Origin of the sequence: Streptosporangium subroseum (assembly GCF_900188345.1) — a bacterium.
In the GTDB taxonomy this organism is placed as follows: Bacteria; Actinomycetota; Actinomycetes; order Streptosporangiales; family Streptosporangiaceae; genus Streptosporangium; species Streptosporangium subroseum.
In genome coordinates this window covers 111,835-128,801 of sequence record NZ_FZOD01000021.1, presented here as the reverse complement: position 1 = coordinate 128,801, position 16,967 = coordinate 111,835, and the positions used below count along the sequence as shown (strand labels likewise).

The following is a 16,967-nucleotide window of genomic DNA, read 5'->3' as shown; positions in this document are numbered from 1 at the left end:
CGAGAGGTGAGTGTGGACGACGAACGCGACCGGCTGATCGACCGAATCGGTGAAATGCAACGTGACCTGGGGCGGCTCCTCGCCCAGGACCGTTCCTCCTCACCGTTCTTCGACTCCAACCTGACCATGCGCCAGCTCAAAGTCGTCATGATCCTCTCCTGCCAGGACTCCGCCTCCGGCCAGGATCTCGCCCAGCATCTCGGCGTCGGCCTCGGCACCGTCACCGGCATCGTCGACCGCCTGGTCGGCCATGGCCTCGTCACCCGCCGCGAAGACGCCCACGACCGCCGCGTCCGCCGCGTCGAGCTCACCCCCGCCGGGCGTGCCCTCACCGAGCAGATCGCCGACACCGGCCTCGCCGACTTCCGCCGCCTCCTGCAGTGCCTCGACACCGCGACCCTGCACGACCTCTCCGACGTCATGGACAAGATCCAGGACGCCGCCATCACCCTTCAGATGGGCAAGATCCGGCATCACGCCGCCACCTCACAGTGAGGGGCGCCATCCAAAGGTAGGATGATAGGTTCCTTTGGTATGCCTGGATACCTCGACGACCTCTTCTCCCTCACCGGCCGCGTCGCCCTCGTCACCGGCGGAAGCTCCGGCATCGGACACACCATGGCCCAAGCCCTCGGCCGCGCCGGCGCCGCGGTCGTCATCGCCGCCCGCCGCACCAAAGAGCTCCACGAAGCCACCCAGAACCTCCACGACCTCGGCATCCACGCCGCATCCATCAGCGCCGACCTCGCCGGCCGCGACGACGTCACCCGCCTGTGCCGGCAGGCCTCCACCTTCTTCGGCGACATCGACATCCTCGTCAACGACGCCGCCAACAACATCCGCCGCCCCATGAACGACCTCACCCCCGACGACTACGACCAGACCATGGCCGTCAACATCACCGCCCCCTACCTCCTCGGACAGCACTTCGGCCCCCGCATGGCCCAGCGCGGCTGGGGCCGCATCATCAACATCGGCTCCCAGCAGTCCATCAGCGCCTTCGGCGACAGCGGTGCCTACGGCGTCTCCAAAGCCGCCATCACCGGCCTCACCCGCTCCCAGGCCGAAGCCTGGTCACCCCACGGCGTCTGCGCCAACACCGTCATCCCCGGTTTTGTCCTCACCCCCCTCACCGAACCCGCCCAAGCCGTCCCCGGCCGCGTCGAAGCCCTCGCCGCCCGCTCCATGACCGGCCGCAACGGCACCCCCGCCGACTTCGCCGGCATCGCCGTCTTCCTCGCGAGCCGGGCCAGCGACTACCTCACCGGCCAGGCCATCTGCGTCGACGGCGGCTTCTCCGTCCACTGACGCCGTTCACCTCGTTCCCGATCTCCCCGCAGGCCCCGATCTCCGCCGTAGGCGGTGAGGAACTCCTGGATTTTGATGCGGTCGTCCATGAATCTCACGGTAGGCGACGCCTCCCCGCCGAAGCAGGTACCGGCGTTACCCGAAACGACAGGCACTGCCACTGCCGGGTCAAAGGACGTTTGCTGGAGATGACCCTCCAGGGAGGCCGCGTTTTGCGGAGCCCGGGTAGGGCTTTGACCGGTGACGTCAAGGAAGGCAGACACATGCGAGCAGCATTCATGTACGGCGCGGGGGATGTGCGGATCGACACGGTCCCGGACCCGGTGATCCAGCAGCCGACCGACGCCCTGGTACGAGTCGTGACGACCTGTATCTGCGGATCGGACCTGCACCCCTACCACTCGATGCCCGCCGGCGAGGCATCCCCGATGGGACATGAGTTCATCGGCGTCGTGGAGGAGACCGGCGGCGAGGTGTCGACGGTGAAGCGGGGCGACCTGGTGATCGCACCGTTCGCCTGGTCCGACGGCACGTGTGAGTTCTGCCGCGAGGGCTTGCAGACCTCCTGCCTGCACGGCGGTTTCTGGGCGACCGGCGGAATCGGCGGCGGCCAGGCCGAGGCCGTCCGGGTGCCGCTGGCGGACGGGACACTGGTCAAGGCGCCCGTCGGCGAGGATTCCGAGCTCCTGCCGCACCTGCTGACCCTCTCCGACGTGTACGGCACGGGCTACCACGCCGCCAAGCGCGCGAACGTCGGCCCCGGCGACAAGGTCGCGGTGATCGGCGACGGCGCCGTCGGCCTGCTGGCGGTGCTCTCGGCCCGGCAGCTGGGCGCCGAGCAGATCGTCCTCATGGGACGGCACAAGGACCGCACCGACCTCGGCCGCGCGTTCGGCGCCACCGACGTGGTCACCGAACGCGGGCAGGAGGGCATCGCCAAGGTCCGGGAGCTGACCGGCGGCCACGGCGCGGCCAAGGTGCTGGAGGCCGTCGGCCACATGCCCGCCTACGAGCAGGCGATCGGCGTGGTCCGGGCCGGCGGAGTGATCTCCCGGGTCGGGGCACCGCAGTACGAGGACGCCCCGGTCGGCTTCGCCAGCCTGTTCGGCGCCAACATCACCCTGACCGGCGGGCCCGCCCCCGCGCGCGCCTACATCGAGAAGCTCATGCCCGACGTCCTTTCCGGCGCCGTCCAGCCGGGCAGGGTCTTCGACCGCACCATCAGCCTCGACCAGACCCCCGACGGCTACGCTGCCATGGACCGCCGCGAGGCCCTCAAGGTCCTCATCCGCCAGTCCTGACGAGGAGAAACACCATGAAGCAAGTGACGCTCGGCACCCTGACCGTCGGCCAAATCGGCCTGGGCATGATGGGCATGTCCTTCGCCTACGGCGGCGCGGGCAGCGACGACACCGAGTCCATCCGCACCCTCCACCGCGCCGTCGACCTCGGCATCACCATGATCGACACCGCCGAGGTGTACGGTCCCTACACCAACGAGGAACTCCTTGGACAGGCGCTGAAAGGCGGCTACCGCGACCGGGTCGTGGTCGCCACCAAGTTCGGGATGATCTCCCACACCGGACGGGACGGCCTCGACAGCAGCCCCGCCAACGTCCGCAAGGCCGTCGAAGGATCGCTGCGCCGCCTGGGCATCGACCACATCGACCTGTACTACCAGCACCGCGTCGACCCCGACACGCCCATCGAGGACACCGTCGGCACCCTGGCCGACCTCGTCAACGAAGGCAAGATCGCCCACATCGGGCTGTCCGAGGCCGGAGCCGCGACCATCCGCCGCGCCCACGCCATCCACCCGATCACCGCGTTCCAGACCGAGTACTCACTGTGGACCCGCGACCCCGAACCCGAGATCCTCCCGCTCCTGCGCGAGCTCGGCATCGGCCTGGTCGCCTACTCCCCACTGGGCCGCGGCTTCCTCACCGGCGCCATCACCGCCGACACCCGCTTCGAAGCGGAAGACTTCCGGGCCTCCAACCCGCGCTTCACCGGCGCCAACTTCGACCACAACCTCCACCTCGCCGACCAGGTCAAGGCCATCGCCGCCGACGCCGGCGCCACCCCGGCGCAGGTCGCACTCGCCTGGCTGCTGTCCCGCGGCGACGACATCGTCCCCATCCCCGGCACCAAGCGCGTCACCCGCCTGGAGGAGAACACCGCCGCCGGGGCCCTCACCCTCACCCCCGAGCAGACCACCCGCCTCGACGCCCTCGCCGACGTCGCGGGCGACCACCACAACGAAGCCCAAATGAAGATGATCGGGCGGTGACGCCGAGCCCGCCAGACCCCGCCCGGACGTCCGGCGATGAGCGATCGCCACCGCCTCGAAGTCCTCATCCCCACTGACCCGGGAATCAGTGGGCAGAGCCGCTGATGGAAGCACTGGAGACGGCGCCGCCCTGGTCATCCACGGAAATCACCGGCATCCTCGCCCCGCCCGAGCGCACCCACCGGCCTGCAAGACCAGCTCCTCAAGGCCACATCAGTCCAGTCGGTCCAGACCAAGACCGACTCCGCCGAATTCACGACCGTTGCTCAGCCGCCCCCTCCCGGCCGGCGCCCTGCCATCGACCCGCCCACCGATGCCGGACATGATTGAATATCGCCTCTGAACCTCAAACCCCAGAGGCGCCCATGAGCCCCACCACGACCCGGCAAGCCGTCAACGCCCGCCGAGCCGTGTCCTACTTCTTCCTCCTGCTCGGCGCCGTCTCCGGAACCTGGGCCGCACGCATCCCCGCGGTCAAACAGAACCTCGACCTCAGCGCCGGGCAACTCAGCTACGGCCTCTTCGCCGTCGCCGCCGGACTCGTCATCGGCATGCGCTTCGCCGGACGCCTCACCGACCGCCTCGGCAGCGCCCGCCTCATCACCCCCGCCGCCATCATCACCGCCCTCACCGTCATCCCCCCCGGCTACGCCCCCAACCTGCCCGCCCTCGTCGCCACGCTCTTCGTGTTCGGCCTCGTCAACGCCTCCCTCGACGTCTCCATGAACGCCCACGGCGTCGAAGTCGAACGCGCCTACGGCCGCCCGATCATGTCCTCCTTCCACGGCATGTTCAGCATCGGCGGCCTCCTCGGCGCAGGCATCGGCGGCGCATTCGCCTGGCTCGGTCTCGGCGCCGGCACCACCCTCGCCGCCGTCGGCATCCCCCTCGCCCTCATCTCCCTCTACGCCAGACGCCACCTCCTGCCCCACACCCCGCCCACCACCGGCACCACCACGCCCGCCCGCGCCCGCTGGACCGGCTGGATCGCCCTCATGGGCATCGTCGCCTTCGCCGGACTCGTCGGAGAAGGCGCAGCCGTCGACTGGACCGCCGTCTACCTCTTCGAAGACCTCGGCGCCTCCCAGGGACTCGCCGCCCTCGGCTTCGCCACCTTCTCCACCGCCATGACCATCGGCCGCTTCGCCGGCGACCACCTCGCCCTGCGCCTGGGCCCCGTCCGCCTGGTCCGCTACTCCGGCATCATCGCCGCCCTCGGCCTGAGCACCGCACTGCTCATCGGCACCGTCCCCGTCGCCATCACCGGCTTCGCCCTGTTCGGCCTCGGCCTGGCCACCATCGTTCCCCAGGTCTTCTCCGCGGCCGGAAACCACGACCCCGCCCGCGCCGGAGAGGCCATAGCCCAGGTCGCCACCATCGGCTACGCCGGACTCGTCGCCGGCCCCGCCATCATCGGCGGCGCCGCCGAGCTCCTCAGCCTGCCGATGGCCCTGGGCATCCCCGCCCTCCTCGCCGCGTTCATGGCCGCCTCAGCCGGCGCCCTGCGCCCCCGCGCCCGGGCGACGCGCCCCTGAGCCGAGGGCCGCGGACGGCGGAAGGAACCCGCCACACCGAGGACCGGCATCCGGGAGTTCGCCCGCGACGTACAGGGGTGTCGGTAAGACTCGTGCAGCCAGGTGCACGCGATTAAGTTCGCCCAGGTCAGCGATGCCCTTGACGGACCGTTACGGGATCTTTCCGGGATCGCCCGACGTAGATGATCGGCTGCGGCCAGTATTGGTGCGGATTCGTACAAGAGCGACAGCTCACGACACGCTAATTTGGGGGCACCCCAAAGCAGAGGAGAGCCCCGTGGGCAAGGTGGTCATGTACGGCTCGGTGTCGGTGGACGGCTTCGTCGCGGACGAGAATGACCAGCCCGGACCGCTGTTCGACTGGTTGTCCAGCGGTGACATCCCGTTGGACGAGAGCGGCGAGCTGAAGGTGTCGCAGACGTCCTACGACTACACCCGGGCGTACTGGGACCAGATCGGAGTCACGATCGTCGGCCGCCACGTCTTCGACATGACGGACGGCTGGGACGGGAAGCCTCCGAGCGGGATCGACCACGTGGTCGTCGTGACACACCGGCCGGAGCCCGAGGGCTGGGACCCCGAGGCGCCGTTTCACTTCGTCGACGGTGTCGAGGCAGCCGTGGCCAAGGCGCAGGAGCTTGCGGGTGACCGCTTGGTCGAGGTCGCCGCCGGCGACGTCGGTGGCCAGGTGCTTGCCGCGGGTCTGGTCGACGAGGTGCGCATGGACGTCGTACCCGTGGTGTTCGGGTCCGGCAAGCGCTACTTCGGGTCGGTCGACGCGCAGCACCTGCTGGAGGATCCTGACGTGGTGATTCAGGGCAACCGGGTGCTTCACCTGCGCTATCGGGTGCGCCGTTGACCGATCTGAGCGGGTACGCGAAGAAGTCCACTGCGAACGGTGACACAAGATCGGGCCTCCGGCTGCGTTTGCGCATCGCTGTCCCTGGTCGGGCAGCCGACGCCGATCCGCCCCAGCACCTCACCTGCGGCAGGTTCAACTCAAGATCACTGGTTGCCGGTTTCCGTCGTATCTTGACCGACCCCCGAACGGACTTGGCCTGAGCGTGGCCTCGGGACTTTAGGCCCGATCAACGCGCTGGCTACACCCTGCCTACCCACGCCGGCCTCGAAGACGCCGTCAGCCGTCTCCCCACCGATCAGTAGGGCCACCGCTGACCTGGGCGAACTCAATCGCGTGTATCTGGCCGCACGAGTCTTACCGACGCCCCGTACACCGGTCTCGGCCCCGCAAACCGCTTGCGGGCCTTGCTTTCAGGGGCTCGGTCTTTAGTCGATATATGCAAATGATCTTGCAAAAAACCAGCGGCTTTACAATGTAGATCAATAAATCGATGGCGACCGCCCGACTCGGAAGCCGAGGCCGACGGCCTTCACCGGGCCGACCGGCCGCGTTCCGCTCCGGGATTTCAGGAGTACGGCCGGCGCCGCCATGAGAACGGTACGGGGATGCGGTCAGGCGGCGGTGCGCTCGCCGCCGGCCCCATCGATTGATCTGCGACGGGCCCTCCCCCCATGGCCGCACCCCCGGCGAACCGACACCTCGGTCGCAGGGGCCTCCCCCCATCCCAGGTCGGCGGCATATCCGCTGGAAATCTCCGCATTGCCATCCAGGTCCCACGCGGCAAAGCCCGGGGCCCCTTGATGGGCCGGCACCGGGATGAGTCTTGACGGTCATATGTGTGTCGTGTAATTTAATGACACGACATAGAACCTCTTGGAGGGCCTCGAATGAACGCCTCGGCAGATCCGATCAAGCGTGTATCCGTCATCAGCACCGGCTCGGTGTCCATCCGGCCAGAGCACGTCGGACCGACATGGAAGAACCTCTACTTCTGGCTGTTCACCTCGACACGGTGGACCGCTCCCCGGCCGATCAACGTCTACGTGATCGAGCATCGCGACGGCGTGGTGCTCTTCGACACCGGGCAGGACCGCGCGTCGGTGACCGACCCGAACTACTTCCCCGGAGGGTTCAACGGGCTGGTCTACTCGCGCCTCGCGAAATTCGCCATCGAACCGAACGAGACGCTCACGGCCGGCCTGTCCAGGCTGGGGTACGCCATCGGCGACGTGGACACCGCGGTGATCTCCCACCTTCACCAGGACCACATCGGCGGGCTGCCGCTGCTCGGCCACGCCGACATCATCACCAGCCACGACGAGTGGGAGTCCCTGCACAAGCCACTGCCGGAGGCGCGTGGCCTGATGCCGTCGCACATCGACCTGCCGGGGCTGAACTGGAAGCGGGTCACCCCTGAACCGCTCGCGGATCCGGCGGTGGCACCGTTCAGCACCGGCCACGACCTGTTCGGCGACGGAAGCCTTCTGCTCCTGCCCACTCCGGGGCACACACCCGGATCGCTCTCCCTGCTGGTTCGCCGCCCGGACCACGCGCCGCTGATCATGGTGGGCGACCTCACCTACGACGACAACCTCCTGGCCGCCGGCCAACTGCCCGGCATCGGCGACAAGAAGCAGATGCGTGACGCGGTGAGCAAGGTGAACGCCCTGCGGGCCACGATGCCCGATCTGGCGGTTCTGGCAGCTCACGACCCCGGAGCGGCCGATCGCCTCGCCAAGGCGCTCAGCCACGGGCGGGGCGCCTGAGACCGGGCCGCTTCACCGCCCCTCACCGCAACGCGTCACCTATCCGACCCGACCCACCCGGGATTCACCAAAGGAGCGGACAGGGATATCGCCGGCCGCCCTCACCGGACAGGCCGATGACACGTCATCATCTGCCATAACATGCACGTGCGAGGACGTACGAGAACTGCTCCCCTCGAGAGTTCTCCGCCGAGAAAGGATCCGCACGAGTGAGGGACGCCGAAGAGTTCCGCTACCTGGTCTTGGCGGTGCAGCGAGAGGGAAACCGCATCCTCGCCGCCGCACTCCGCCCGCTCGGTCTCACGCCCTCTCAGGCAGAGGTGGTGAGCGTCCTCGACGACCGCGGGCCCCTCACCCTCTCCGGACTCGGTGAGCTGCTGGTATGCGAGTCCGGGGCCAATCCGAGCAGGTTGGTGGACCGGCTCGTGACCGCGGGATTCGTCGAGCGGGCGACCAGCGCGAGCGACAGACGGCACGTCACACTGACGCTCACGACAGCCGGCAGGCAACTGGCCGAGCGAGTCCGACCGGTTCAGGACGGTCTGAACGACGCGCTCGAGGAAATGCTCGCCGGGCAGCCGATCGCCCCCACGCTGAGCACGCTTCGAGCCGTGGCCGACCGCTTCCCCGCCGGCGAGACGGTACGACGGCGCAGGGAAGTCCCCGCCTCCTAGGGTGTGGGGATCATTGCGACGGCCGGCCTCTTCCTCGGGAGTCGCCGTGCTTGAGCATTCCCCGGTGCGGGCCGGTCCCGCCGTACGCCCCCCGATCGTCTCCCGACGAGGGTGATCATTCCCGCGGAGCTTCGACCAGCGGGGTGTCGACCAGGTGCTCGATCAGGAACCAGGTCTGCAGCTCGCCGGTACGGATGACGCTCGAGACCAGAAGGTCGTTGGTGCCGTCGTCGCCCATCTCGGCGGCACGGGCCGCCGCGTCATGGGTGGCGATGAGGATCGTCTCGTGCGCCTCGATCAGGCGCGAGAGCATCGAAGGGACCTCCTCCGCGCCATTGGGCGGGCGCGGGATGACGGTGACCTCGGCGACATGCCGCGGGTCGCCGATGGCGACGCCGCCGAGGGTCTGCACCCGCTCGGCGATCAGGTCCACCAGCTCGAGCTGCTCCCCGGCGTGCTTGTCCAGCAGCAGGTGCAGCTGGTAGAACGTCGGGCCGCGCATCAGCCAGTGGTGCTTCTTGTAGAGGCCGTAGAGGATTTGAGTGTCGGCCAGGATCTGGTTGAGCCGCTGGCAGGAGTACATCCTCGCGTTGAAGGAGAGACCGAGCGGGAACTGCCGGACCGTGCCGAACTCCTGGATCTCAACGCCGTTGAGGTGCAGCCACGGCTGGCTGCTGCCATTCCGTTTTGCTTTGGTGGTGCGCTTGGCAGTCAATGCACATCTCCTCGTCGCGTGACACATCAGACTGCGCTCAGACGTTCCCGTAAACCTCCCAACAGAGCGCCACAATCAACCCAAAAAGGGATAATGCATTCCATACCGCCGTGAGGTGGCATCCGATGACCTCGCCAGGTGGATGGAACCGCCCGCGCCGACGACCCGGTCCACGGAGAGGATTCGCCACGGTTTCGAAGCGCGGCTCGCGGGAGCCTGACATCTAAGCTGGCGGCATGACGTACGTACCTGACCCGGCATGCGAGGTGGCGCACGGCGACGTGCGGCCGGAGAGCGGGACGCGCACCCTGGTCGCGGTGTTCGCCTCCCCCGTCGCCGGCTTCCTGCTCAGCTTCGGCGCCGAACTGGGCTTTCGCACGCTGCTCCTGGAACCGGACCCGGCACGCGCCCCCGCCGGAGCCCTGACCTCCGCCGGCCCCGAGCTGGACGACACGGCCGATGTCGTGGTCACCGATCACCATCGCGGCGAGGTGGGGCCGGTGCTGCGAGACATCCTCGCCCGTCCGGTCCGGTGGGTCGGCATCATGGGCAACCCCCGCCATGAGGGCCCTCACGTCAAGGCGCTCACCGAGCTGGGCGTGCCGCCCGAGAAGATCGCCCAGGTGCACCGCCCGGTGGGTCTCAACATCGGTTCCCGCACTCCGGCCGAGATCGCCCTCGCGACTCTCGCGGGCCTGCTCGCCGACCGCAACGGCCGCCCGGGCGGCTTCCACTTCTGAGGCTTTTGAAGCGGGCACGCGATGTGCCCGATCCTGAACGGCTCCGGTCGCCGTGTTCTCGCCCGGCGGATCGGATGAGAGTAGGGCGGTGCGACCGGCCTTCGGCAGGCCCCGGAACCCGCGGCCGAACTCGGGGAGGCATCTTCTCGGCATGCAGGCCTCTTTAGAAGGTGGCGGCGGCGCGCATATCGATCAGAGCGGCTCACAAAAGCCGGGATATATCAGATCATTCATCGAAGTCACAATGATTCGGCCCGTGTTCACCGTGCGATCCGATTCTTTTGTGAAGAATCAGGATCTCGACGAACACGGGCCATCTCCTCTCCATCATGGGCCTGGAGTTTTTGTGATCCCAGGTTATGCCGCATGTGGTCAACGTGCTTCGGCTACATGCGGCACCCAAGCTGGAGGCCAACCATGAGTTGGTGACTGATCAGAGACTTTAGGCGTTGTTGTTAATCGTCGTCGTCGTCAAAGTCGAAATCGCGACCGCGGTCGCGATCGCGGTCGCGGTCGCCGTGGTTGATGTTGTTGTTATTGATGTTGACATTGACCCTGCGGACGCTGCGGTGGAAGCTGCGGTGATGGCAGCGGTGGCCGCAACCACCTCCGCAGCCGCAGCCGCGGCGCCAACCGCAACCACCGCCGCATCCGCCGCCCCAGGTCGTGAAGCCCGCTCCTGCTGTGACCGTACTGGCGCTGGCGTTGGTGGTGGTGGTCGCTGCTCCCAGGCCCACAACTCCGCCGGCCAGTGCCGTGCTGATCGCGAGTCCCGCGACGACGCTTTTGACGTTGGGCATTTGTATTTCCCCCTCGAAAGGATTGGTGCCCTGATTTCGGCGTTTCCCGAAACGCTTGGGAAAGCGCCTGAGGTGACCGCTAACGGGTCTCCCTGGTTGTCATGATTTCCGCCGACATGGTCCGACAAACGGAGATTAACCGCTTTTACCACCCTCATGTCCTTCTATTGATAATGTTAGGATATTATCGCTTAATTTGATATGAAATGTCTTCAATGTCGCATTTGTCGCGTGGGTGGAAGTGCCGCCGGCCCAAAAGGCCGGAAAGGAAGGCGATGCGGTCACATGAGAGGAAGGGCGCAGGCGGGATCAACCCGCTTGTCCGCCCCTGCCGAATTAATCGGCATCGCCGACACCCCATGGGAGCCCGGAACTCCTGTGGCTACGGCGAGCCGTCGATTCAGACCAGCGACAGCTGAGACGGTGCCGATCGACGGGGTGGTGGCCCAGGGCGTGACTGGACGGCGCGGTCGACGGCGACGCCGTGATCTACGCGCCTGCCGGGACGCCTACGCTCAGCAGTCCGAAGGCTGGGTTGACTCGGCATCACCCTGAGTAACAGATCATCGAAAGTGAGCCGGAGCCTCTTGATCCAGCCGGCGATTCACTGACTGTCGATGGGCTGGACGCCGGGAGGAAGCGGGGCCTGTTGCTGGGCGTCCAGGAAGGCTTGGACGACGGCGGCGTCCGAGCGGCGCCTGGCCCAGAAGAGGGCGACTTCTCGATGGGCGGCCGGGGAGTCGATGATGCGGGTCGCGAGGCCTTCGGTGCTGGTGGTCTCCAGAGCGAGGCGGTTGATTATGCCGATGCCGAAGGCCGAGCGGACGAGCGCGACCAGGGTGGTCGGCTGGTCGGTGAGATAGGCGATGTCGGCTCGTGCCGCGTTCTCGCCGAGCGTGTTGCGGAGGTCGAATCCGCCGCCTTCCTCCTCGCTTCCGGCCGGGTTGCCGATCAGGGGGCGCTCCAGGATGTCGGCGACGCTGAGCGAGGTCTTACGGGTGAGGAGATCCTGCTCACGCATGACGGCGACGATGTTTTCTCGCCAGATCGTCCGGTGACAGAGCGTCGTCTCGTGCATCTTCGGGAGCAGGGGCCGGAACGCCAGGTCAACGGCACCGCTGACGACCATCTCCTCCAGCGTTGAAGCGGTTCCTTCGTGAAGCTCGATGGTGATGCCCGGGTACTTCGCCGTCAGGGTCCGCAGGATCGAGGGCAGGTAGGTGGAGCTGACGCTCGGATAGCTACCGATCTTGACGTGGGCGACGAAGTTGTCAAGCGTGCTGCGGGCCGCCTCGACGCCGCGCTGGAGCTCCAGGAGGGCGTTCAAGGCGTGGCCACGAAACAGCTCACCGGCCTCGGTCGTGCAGATGGGGCGTGCCTTGCGATCGAAAAGAGTCACGCCGAGGGCGTGTTCCAGTGCGGCGATGTGCGCGCTGACCCGCGACTGCGACAGATGCAGCACGAGAGTGGCCGCACCGAACCCGCCCTTGTCGGCCACGGCGAGGAAACTGCGCAGCCACGCGGTCTGAAGCGACATGGCGTCCCGGGGATCGCGCGGGGCGAGATCGATGTTCTCCACCGCGGGTTCCTCTGCCGATGGGCCACTCATCGTGGCTCCGTCCGGGCCAGCTCGACGAGTTCGGCCAGATGAAGTACGCGCGTGCGGAGCCGAGCCCGACGCACCGCCGTGGTCAGCTGACGCTGGCAGCCAGGGTTTACCATGACGAGGAAATCTAGTTCAAGTCTGGCCAATTCCACCATCTTCGGGGCCAGGACTCGTCGGCTGTCGCGGCGTCTGAGCAGGGAGCAGGTGCCTGCCGCGCCGCAGCAGTCGGCCGCGCCGGGCACCTCGATGTGGTCTCCGAGCGCGCTGATCACGCGGCGGGGCGTCTCGCTGACGCCCAGCCCGTTGCGCAGGTGGCAGGAGTCCTGGAGGCCGATGCGGGCCCGTCGGCCGTCGATGAGGATCGGGCCGGGCAGCCGGCCGCCCGCCTGGATGATCTCTCCGTCGGCGAGGACGGCCTGACGACCGCGGTCGTCAGGCCGGCGAAGCCGAACGTGGCGTCCGTCCGGTAGGGCACCAGGGCCGCCGGGCGGACTTCCACGTTGACCGGTCCCACGATCTTGCTCAGGTCGGCGGAGATCGCCTTGGTGGAGAGGGTCCTCATGCCGCCGTCATCCCGCCGTCGAGGACAAGGGCGGCCCCGTTGACGAACCTGCCCTCGGGTCCGGCGAGGAAGGCGACCATGGCCGCGACCTCCTCGGGCGACCCCATGCGCCCGTCCAGTTGCCGTGCCGCCATCGCCGCGCGGGCCGCCACCGGATCAGGGGCGTTGGAGAGGATCTTGCCGATCCATTCGGTCTCCACGGTCCCGGGGCAGACCGCCACGCAGCGGATCCCCTCGCGGGCGTGGTCGACGGCGACCGCGCGCGTGAGGCCGACCAGCCCGGCCTTGGACGCGCAGTACGCGGCCCGGCCGGCGAGCCCGACCTGGCCGCCCACGGAGGCGATGTTGACGATGACGCCGCTGCCGCGGTCGAGCATCAGCGGAAGGGTCGCCCGGATGGTGAGGAACGGCCCGGTCAGGTTGACCGCCATGACGCGGTTCCAGTCCGCGTCGCTCGTCTCCAGGACGGTCGCGGCCAGCCCGATTCCGGCGACGTTCACCAGCACCTCCGGGGCGCCCACGGTGACCGCGATCTCCCGGGTGACCGACCCGACGGCCAGCGGATCGCACAGGTCGACGGTGAAGGGGCGGGCCAGGCCGCCGACTTCTCCGATCAGGGTGGCGGTCTCGGCGAGGCCGGCGTCGTCGAGGTCCATCATCGCGATCTCATAGCCGTCGCGGGCCAGGCGCAGGGCGGTGGCACGGCCGATGCCGGAGGCGGCGCCGGTCACCACGGCGACGGCGCTCATGAGTACGCCGTCCCGGGCAGCGAGCCGTCCATGGCGTATCCGCCGTCGACGTCCAGGCAGGCGCCGGTGGTGTAGCACGCCTCCTCGGAGGCGAGGTAGGCGATGGCGGACGCCACCCATTCGGGTGGCGCGATCTTTCCCAGAGGGATCTTCGCCTTCAGGGAGCCGAGGATCTCGGGTGTGTAGATCGGCTCGCTCATCGCCGTACGGGTGGCGCCCGGCCGCACGCAGTTGACCGTGATGCCGTGGGGGGCCAGTTCCGAGGCCATCGTGCGGGTCATGGCCTCCAGACCGCCCTTGGTCGCGGTGTAGGGCGCGGCGTTCGGTTCGGAGACCACCGCGTGGACGGAGGACACGTTGACGATGCGGCCGGGCGTGGCGTGGTCGACCATGATGCGGGCCACGGCCTGGCTGAGGAAGAACACTCCGGTGAGGTTCACTGCGAGGACGCGGTCCCAGTCGGCCCGGGTGACCTGGAGAAAGGGGGCGATGTGCAAGATCCCGGCGACGTTGGCCAGCACGTCGATCCGTTCGAACTCCCCGCGCAGGTACTCCTCCAGCCGCTCGGCGGCGTCCGGTTCGGAGACGTCCAGGGTGAGCCGGTGAAGCCGCTTGTCCCCCGCCTCCGCCCAGGGCCGGGTGTGATTGACGTCGGCCGCCACGACGGTGGCGCCCTCGCTCAGCAGCCGGACCGCTGTCGCGCGGCCGATGCCGGAGTCGGCGCCGGTGACCACGGCGACCTTGTCGCTGAATCTCATACGGTGACCTCTCGGGTAAGACGAAAGGGAGTGGCGGGCTGTCCGGGCGTCCGGGCGTCGCGCTCCAGCACCGCGCCCGACAGCGGCCACTCCTTCAACTGGGAGGGGGTGAGGCCGAGGGAGGCCGAGGTGATGTACATCGTCTGGAGCCCGGGCCCGCCGAAGGCGACACTCGTCGGGCGCAGGACCGGGACCGCCACCCGCTCGACCGCGGCGCCGTCGGGCGTGAAGCGGGTCACGTGCGCTCCGTCCCAGAAGGCACACCAGACATCGCCTCCGGAGTCCACGCGCAGGCCGTCGGGGATGCCGGGCAGTGAGGAGGTGTCGGCGAAGATCTGGCGGGCGGTGGCCTGCCCGGTCTCCACGTCGAAGGCGTACCGGTAGATGAGGTCGGCTCGGGAGTCCACGAAGTACATCCACCGGCCGTCCGGCGACCAGTCGATGCCGTTGGAGCAGTAGAAGCCCTCATCGACCGTCGTGTGGGTGCCGTCGCCGTCCAGCCGATAGAGCCGGCCCTCCGGCCGGGTCTCGCCGTCCTCCAGCGAACCGGTCCAGAACCGCCCGGCGGGGTCGACTGATCCGTCGTTGAAACGGCAGGCCGGACGGTCCGCCTCGGGGTCGGCCAGGAAGGTGCGGCCCCCGGCCCGCAGATCCAGCAGATGCCACCCGGTGCGCATGCCGGCGATGAGCACGTGCGGATCGTCGGTGAGGCCGAGGCAGCCGACCTGGGCCTGGACGTCGATCCGGGCCGGCTGTGCGGTGTTGACGGCTTGGGCGAAGACCGTCGCCTCGACGATGTCCACCCAGTAGAGGGTGCCGGTCCGCGTGTCCCACAGCGGCCCCTCGCCCAGGGTGGCACGGCCATCCCAGAACACCGACGTCATACGACGGCCCCCATCCGCCACGGCACGATCTCCTCGGTTCCGAATCCGAGCGCCTCGGACTTGCTCGGGGTGCCCGACGCCATGTCCATCAGCGCCTCGAACAGCATGATTCCATGGCGGATCTGATCGTCCCGGGACATCGCCGGTCCGGCGTCGAAGTCCATGTCGGCGCGCATGTGCTCGAACAGCCGGGTGGTGGTGCTGATCTTGAGGCAGGGGGTGGGGCGCGCCCCGAAGACCGATCCCCGCCCAGTGGTGAACGCCAGCAGGTTGGCGCCTCCGGCGACCATGCCCGTCGCCGAGACCGGGTCGTATCCGGGGGTGTCCATGAACGTCAGTCCCGTGGCGGTGACCGGGTCGGCGTAGGCGACGACGGCGTTGAGCGGGCTCGTGCCGCCCTTCAGCACGGCGCCCAGCGACTTCTCCCAGATGGTCGTGATGCCGCCGTCGCGGTTGCCCTTGGATGGGTTGTTGTCCAGTTCCGCGTTGTTGCTCGCCGTGTAGGCCTGCCACCAGGCGATGAGGTCGTCGATCTGCCGGCCCACCGCCGGTGTTGCGGCCCGCGCGCGCAGCATGTGCTCGGCACCGTAGATCTCGGGGGTCTCGCCGAGGATGACCTTGCCGCCCGCGGCCACCAGCAGGTCGGCCGCGACGCCCAGGGTCGGGTTGGCGGTCAGGCCGGAGTAGGCGTCGCTGCCGCCGCACTGCAGCCCCAGGATCAGTTCACCGACCGGGATGGGTTCGCGCCGCAGACCGGCCAGGCGCGACGCCATCGCCTGGAGGGCGTTCAGTGCGGCGTTGACGGTGGCGGCGGTCCCGCCGAGGTCCTGGATGGAGAGCGTCTCGACGGCCGGGCCGTCGCCCAGGATGTGCTCCGGTTGGTTGATCTCGCAGCCCAGGCTGATCATCACTGCGCCGGCGAGGTTCGCGTGCCCGGCGTAGCCGCGCAAGGTGCGGCGTAGGATGTCGTCTCCCGCGGTGCCTTCGGCCATGCCGCAGCCCAGGTCGTGAGTGAGGGCGATGACGCCGTCCAGGCCCTCCGCCTTGATCTGGGCGTTGGCGGCCTGCGCGATCATCCGGGCGACCGTCGAGGAGCAGTTCACCGTCGGGAGGACCGCGAGGTAGTTGCGGGTCGCGGCCCGGCCATCGGGTCTGCGGTAGCCGAGGAAGTGGTCGCGGGTCGGTGCTGCCGGAGGAGTCCAGACGGGCGGCTCGGCGAGTACTGTGGCCAGACCGAGGCTCTGCGGCCCGACCCCGAGGTTGTGCGAGTGTACGTGGGAGCCGGGCGCGATGTCGCGCAGCGCGATGCCGATGGCCTCGCCGTACTTGCGCACGGGCGTGCCTTCGGCGATGGCGCGCACCGCGACCTTGTGGCCCGCCGGGATGTCGTCGATCGCGGCGACGACGCCCCCGTCGACCCGGACGGGCGTCCCGACACCGAGGTGCTCGCGGACGAGCCCCACGTCATCCACGCCCTCCAGCGGAACCAAGGGGACGGCGATTTCGGGGGGCGGTTGTGCGGTCATCCACGGTCCAGCGCACTGAGCACGTCAACCTTGAATAGGCTCAATAAGAATTCAGAGATGGTCACGCACCCCACCCTAAGTCGGACAGTAGTTCCGGATGAAGCGCGAGTAACGAAACGGCGCCATCCGTCCTGCGAATAGTCACCGGCCAGAGGCGCAATCCGAATGATGGCCGCCGAATGAAAGGCGCCG

At 68.4% G+C, this 16,967-nt stretch carries 18 protein-coding genes; 9 read left to right on the top strand and 9 right to left on the bottom strand.

What is annotated here, in order from left to right; genetic code table 11:
- Nucleotides 1–6 precede the first annotated feature (6 nt).
- The 8 genes from CHC08_RS22130 (at nt 7) to CHC08_RS22095 (ending at nt 8,435) form a co-directional block, all read left to right on the top strand.
- On the top strand, nt 7–495 hold the full coding sequence (locus tag CHC08_RS22130) for a MarR family winged helix-turn-helix transcriptional regulator (protein WP_089209240.1): 489 nt from the start codon (nt 7–9) through the stop codon (nt 493–495).
- Nucleotides 496–534: 39 nt separating this feature from the next.
- Nucleotides 535–1,308, top strand: coding sequence for an SDR family NAD(P)-dependent oxidoreductase (locus CHC08_RS22125; RefSeq protein WP_089209239.1), 774 nt, complete (start codon nt 535–537; stop codon nt 1,306–1,308).
- Nucleotides 1,309–1,571: 263 nt separating this feature from the next.
- On the top strand, nt 1,572–2,609 hold the full coding sequence (locus CHC08_RS22120; protein WP_089209238.1) for a zinc-dependent alcohol dehydrogenase family protein: 1,038 nt from the start codon (nt 1,572–1,574) through the stop codon (nt 2,607–2,609).
- A gap of 14 nt (nt 2,610–2,623) precedes the next feature.
- The gene (locus CHC08_RS22115; RefSeq protein WP_089209237.1) at nt 2,624–3,598 is read left to right on the top strand and encodes an aldo/keto reductase; all 975 of its coding nucleotides are present in this window, start codon (nt 2,624–2,626) and stop codon (nt 3,596–3,598) included.
- Between the two features lie 365 nt (nt 3,599–3,963).
- Nucleotides 3,964–5,133: an MFS transporter gene (locus CHC08_RS22110; protein ID WP_089209236.1), complete on the top strand. Its 1,170-nt coding sequence runs from the start codon at nt 3,964–3,966 to the stop codon at nt 5,131–5,133.
- 277 nt (nt 5,134–5,410) lie between these two features.
- Complete coding sequence (locus tag CHC08_RS22105; protein WP_089209235.1) at nt 5,411–5,992, top strand: dihydrofolate reductase family protein; 582 nt, start codon at nt 5,411–5,413, stop codon at nt 5,990–5,992.
- A gap of 890 nt (nt 5,993–6,882) precedes the next feature.
- A complete protein-coding gene (locus CHC08_RS22100) occupies nt 6,883–7,761 on the top strand; it encodes an N-acyl homoserine lactonase family protein (protein WP_089209234.1) in 879 nt (292 codons plus the stop codon).
- 209 nt (nt 7,762–7,970) lie between these two features.
- Complete coding sequence (locus CHC08_RS22095) at nt 7,971–8,435, top strand: MarR family winged helix-turn-helix transcriptional regulator (protein ID WP_218825409.1); 465 nt, start codon at nt 7,971–7,973, stop codon at nt 8,433–8,435.
- A 115-nt stretch (nt 8,436–8,550) separates the two neighbouring features.
- Here the strand turns inward: CHC08_RS22095 and CHC08_RS22090 are convergent, their stop codons facing one another.
- Nucleotides 8,551–9,177 carry a Dps family protein gene (locus CHC08_RS22090; protein WP_089209233.1) on the bottom strand — a complete coding sequence of 209 codons (627 nt, stop codon included), beginning with the start codon at nt 9,175–9,177 and terminating at the stop codon, nt 8,551–8,553.
- Nucleotides 9,178–9,386: 209 nt separating this feature from the next.
- Between CHC08_RS22090 and CHC08_RS22085 the strand changes: the two genes are divergently transcribed.
- The gene (locus CHC08_RS22085; protein WP_089209232.1) at nt 9,387–9,890 is read left to right on the top strand and encodes an XdhC family protein; all 504 of its coding nucleotides are present in this window, start codon (nt 9,387–9,389) and stop codon (nt 9,888–9,890) included.
- A 455-nt stretch (nt 9,891–10,345) separates the two neighbouring features.
- On the opposite strand, the gene CHC08_RS22080 is transcribed toward CHC08_RS22085, so the two are convergent.
- From CHC08_RS22080 to CHC08_RS22050, 8 genes are all read right to left on the bottom strand, one after another.
- Nucleotides 10,346–10,690, bottom strand: coding sequence for a hypothetical protein (locus CHC08_RS22080; protein WP_089209231.1), 345 nt, complete (start codon nt 10,688–10,690; stop codon nt 10,346–10,348).
- A gap of 604 nt (nt 10,691–11,294) precedes the next feature.
- Entirely contained in the window at nt 11,295–12,269 is a 975-nt protein-coding gene (locus CHC08_RS22075; RefSeq protein ID WP_179282153.1) for a LysR family transcriptional regulator, read from the bottom strand.
- Nucleotides 12,270–12,295: 26 nt separating this feature from the next.
- Nucleotides 12,296–12,568, bottom strand: a complete 273-nt coding sequence (locus tag CHC08_RS52935; RefSeq protein ID WP_420823578.1) for a heterodisulfide reductase-related iron-sulfur binding cluster — start codon at nt 12,566–12,568, stop codon at nt 12,296–12,298.
- Entirely contained in the window at nt 12,565–12,858 is a 294-nt protein-coding gene (locus CHC08_RS51605; RefSeq protein WP_245878465.1) for a hypothetical protein, read from the bottom strand. Before CHC08_RS51605 ends, CHC08_RS52935 begins: the two co-directional genes overlap by 4 nt.
- Entirely contained in the window at nt 12,855–13,607 is a 753-nt protein-coding gene (locus CHC08_RS22065; RefSeq protein WP_089209228.1) for an SDR family NAD(P)-dependent oxidoreductase, read from the bottom strand. The genes CHC08_RS51605 and CHC08_RS22065 overlap by 4 nt, the downstream gene beginning before the upstream one ends.
- The gene (locus CHC08_RS22060; RefSeq protein ID WP_089209227.1) at nt 13,604–14,365 is read right to left on the bottom strand and encodes an SDR family NAD(P)-dependent oxidoreductase; all 762 of its coding nucleotides are present in this window, start codon (nt 14,363–14,365) and stop codon (nt 13,604–13,606) included. Before CHC08_RS22060 ends, CHC08_RS22065 begins: the two co-directional genes overlap by 4 nt.
- Entirely contained in the window at nt 14,362–15,249 is an 888-nt protein-coding gene (locus CHC08_RS22055; protein ID WP_089209226.1) for an SMP-30/gluconolactonase/LRE family protein, read from the bottom strand. The genes CHC08_RS22060 and CHC08_RS22055 overlap by 4 nt, the downstream gene beginning before the upstream one ends.
- Nucleotides 15,246–16,775, bottom strand: a complete 1,530-nt coding sequence (locus CHC08_RS22050) for a UxaA family hydrolase (protein ID WP_089209225.1) — start codon at nt 16,773–16,775, stop codon at nt 15,246–15,248. The genes CHC08_RS22055 and CHC08_RS22050 overlap by 4 nt, the downstream gene beginning before the upstream one ends.
- Between the last annotated feature and the right edge of the window lie 192 nt (nt 16,776–16,967).

Bases quoted from the DNA above. Each gene is read 5' to 3' on its own strand.
- CHC08_RS22125 (WP_089209239.1), top strand. From the start codon at position 535: ATGCCTGGATACCTCGACGACCTCTTCTCCCTCACCGGCCGCGTCGCC.
- CHC08_RS22120 (WP_089209238.1), top strand. From the start codon at position 1,572: ATGCGAGCAGCATTCATGTACGGCGCGGGGGATGTGCGGATCGACACG.
- CHC08_RS22115 (WP_089209237.1), top strand. From the start codon at position 2,624: ATGAAGCAAGTGACGCTCGGCACCCTGACCGTCGGCCAAATCGGCCTG.
- CHC08_RS22110 (WP_089209236.1), top strand. From the start codon at position 3,964: ATGAGCCCCACCACGACCCGGCAAGCCGTCAACGCCCGCCGAGCCGTG.
- CHC08_RS22100 (WP_089209234.1), top strand. From the start codon at position 6,883: ATGAACGCCTCGGCAGATCCGATCAAGCGTGTATCCGTCATCAGCACC.
- CHC08_RS22090 (WP_089209233.1), bottom strand. From the start codon at position 9,177: ATGTGTCACGCGACGAGGAGATGTGCATTGACTGCCAAGCGCACCACC.
- CHC08_RS22085 (WP_089209232.1), top strand. From the start codon at position 9,387: ATGACGTACGTACCTGACCCGGCATGCGAGGTGGCGCACGGCGACGTG.
- CHC08_RS22080 (WP_089209231.1), bottom strand. From the start codon at position 10,690: ATGCCCAACGTCAAAAGCGTCGTCGCGGGACTCGCGATCAGCACGGCA.
- CHC08_RS51605 (WP_245878465.1), bottom strand. From the start codon at position 12,858: ATGAGGACCCTCTCCACCAAGGCGATCTCCGCCGACCTGAGCAAGATC.
- CHC08_RS22065 (WP_089209228.1), bottom strand. From the start codon at position 13,607: ATGAGCGCCGTCGCCGTGGTGACCGGCGCCGCCTCCGGCATCGGCCGT.
- CHC08_RS22060 (WP_089209227.1), bottom strand. From the start codon at position 14,365: ATGAGATTCAGCGACAAGGTCGCCGTGGTCACCGGCGCCGACTCCGGC.
- CHC08_RS22055 (WP_089209226.1), bottom strand. From the start codon at position 15,249: ATGACGTCGGTGTTCTGGGATGGCCGTGCCACCCTGGGCGAGGGGCCG.
- CHC08_RS22050 (WP_089209225.1), bottom strand. From the start codon at position 16,775: ATGACCGCACAACCGCCCCCCGAAATCGCCGTCCCCTTGGTTCCGCTG.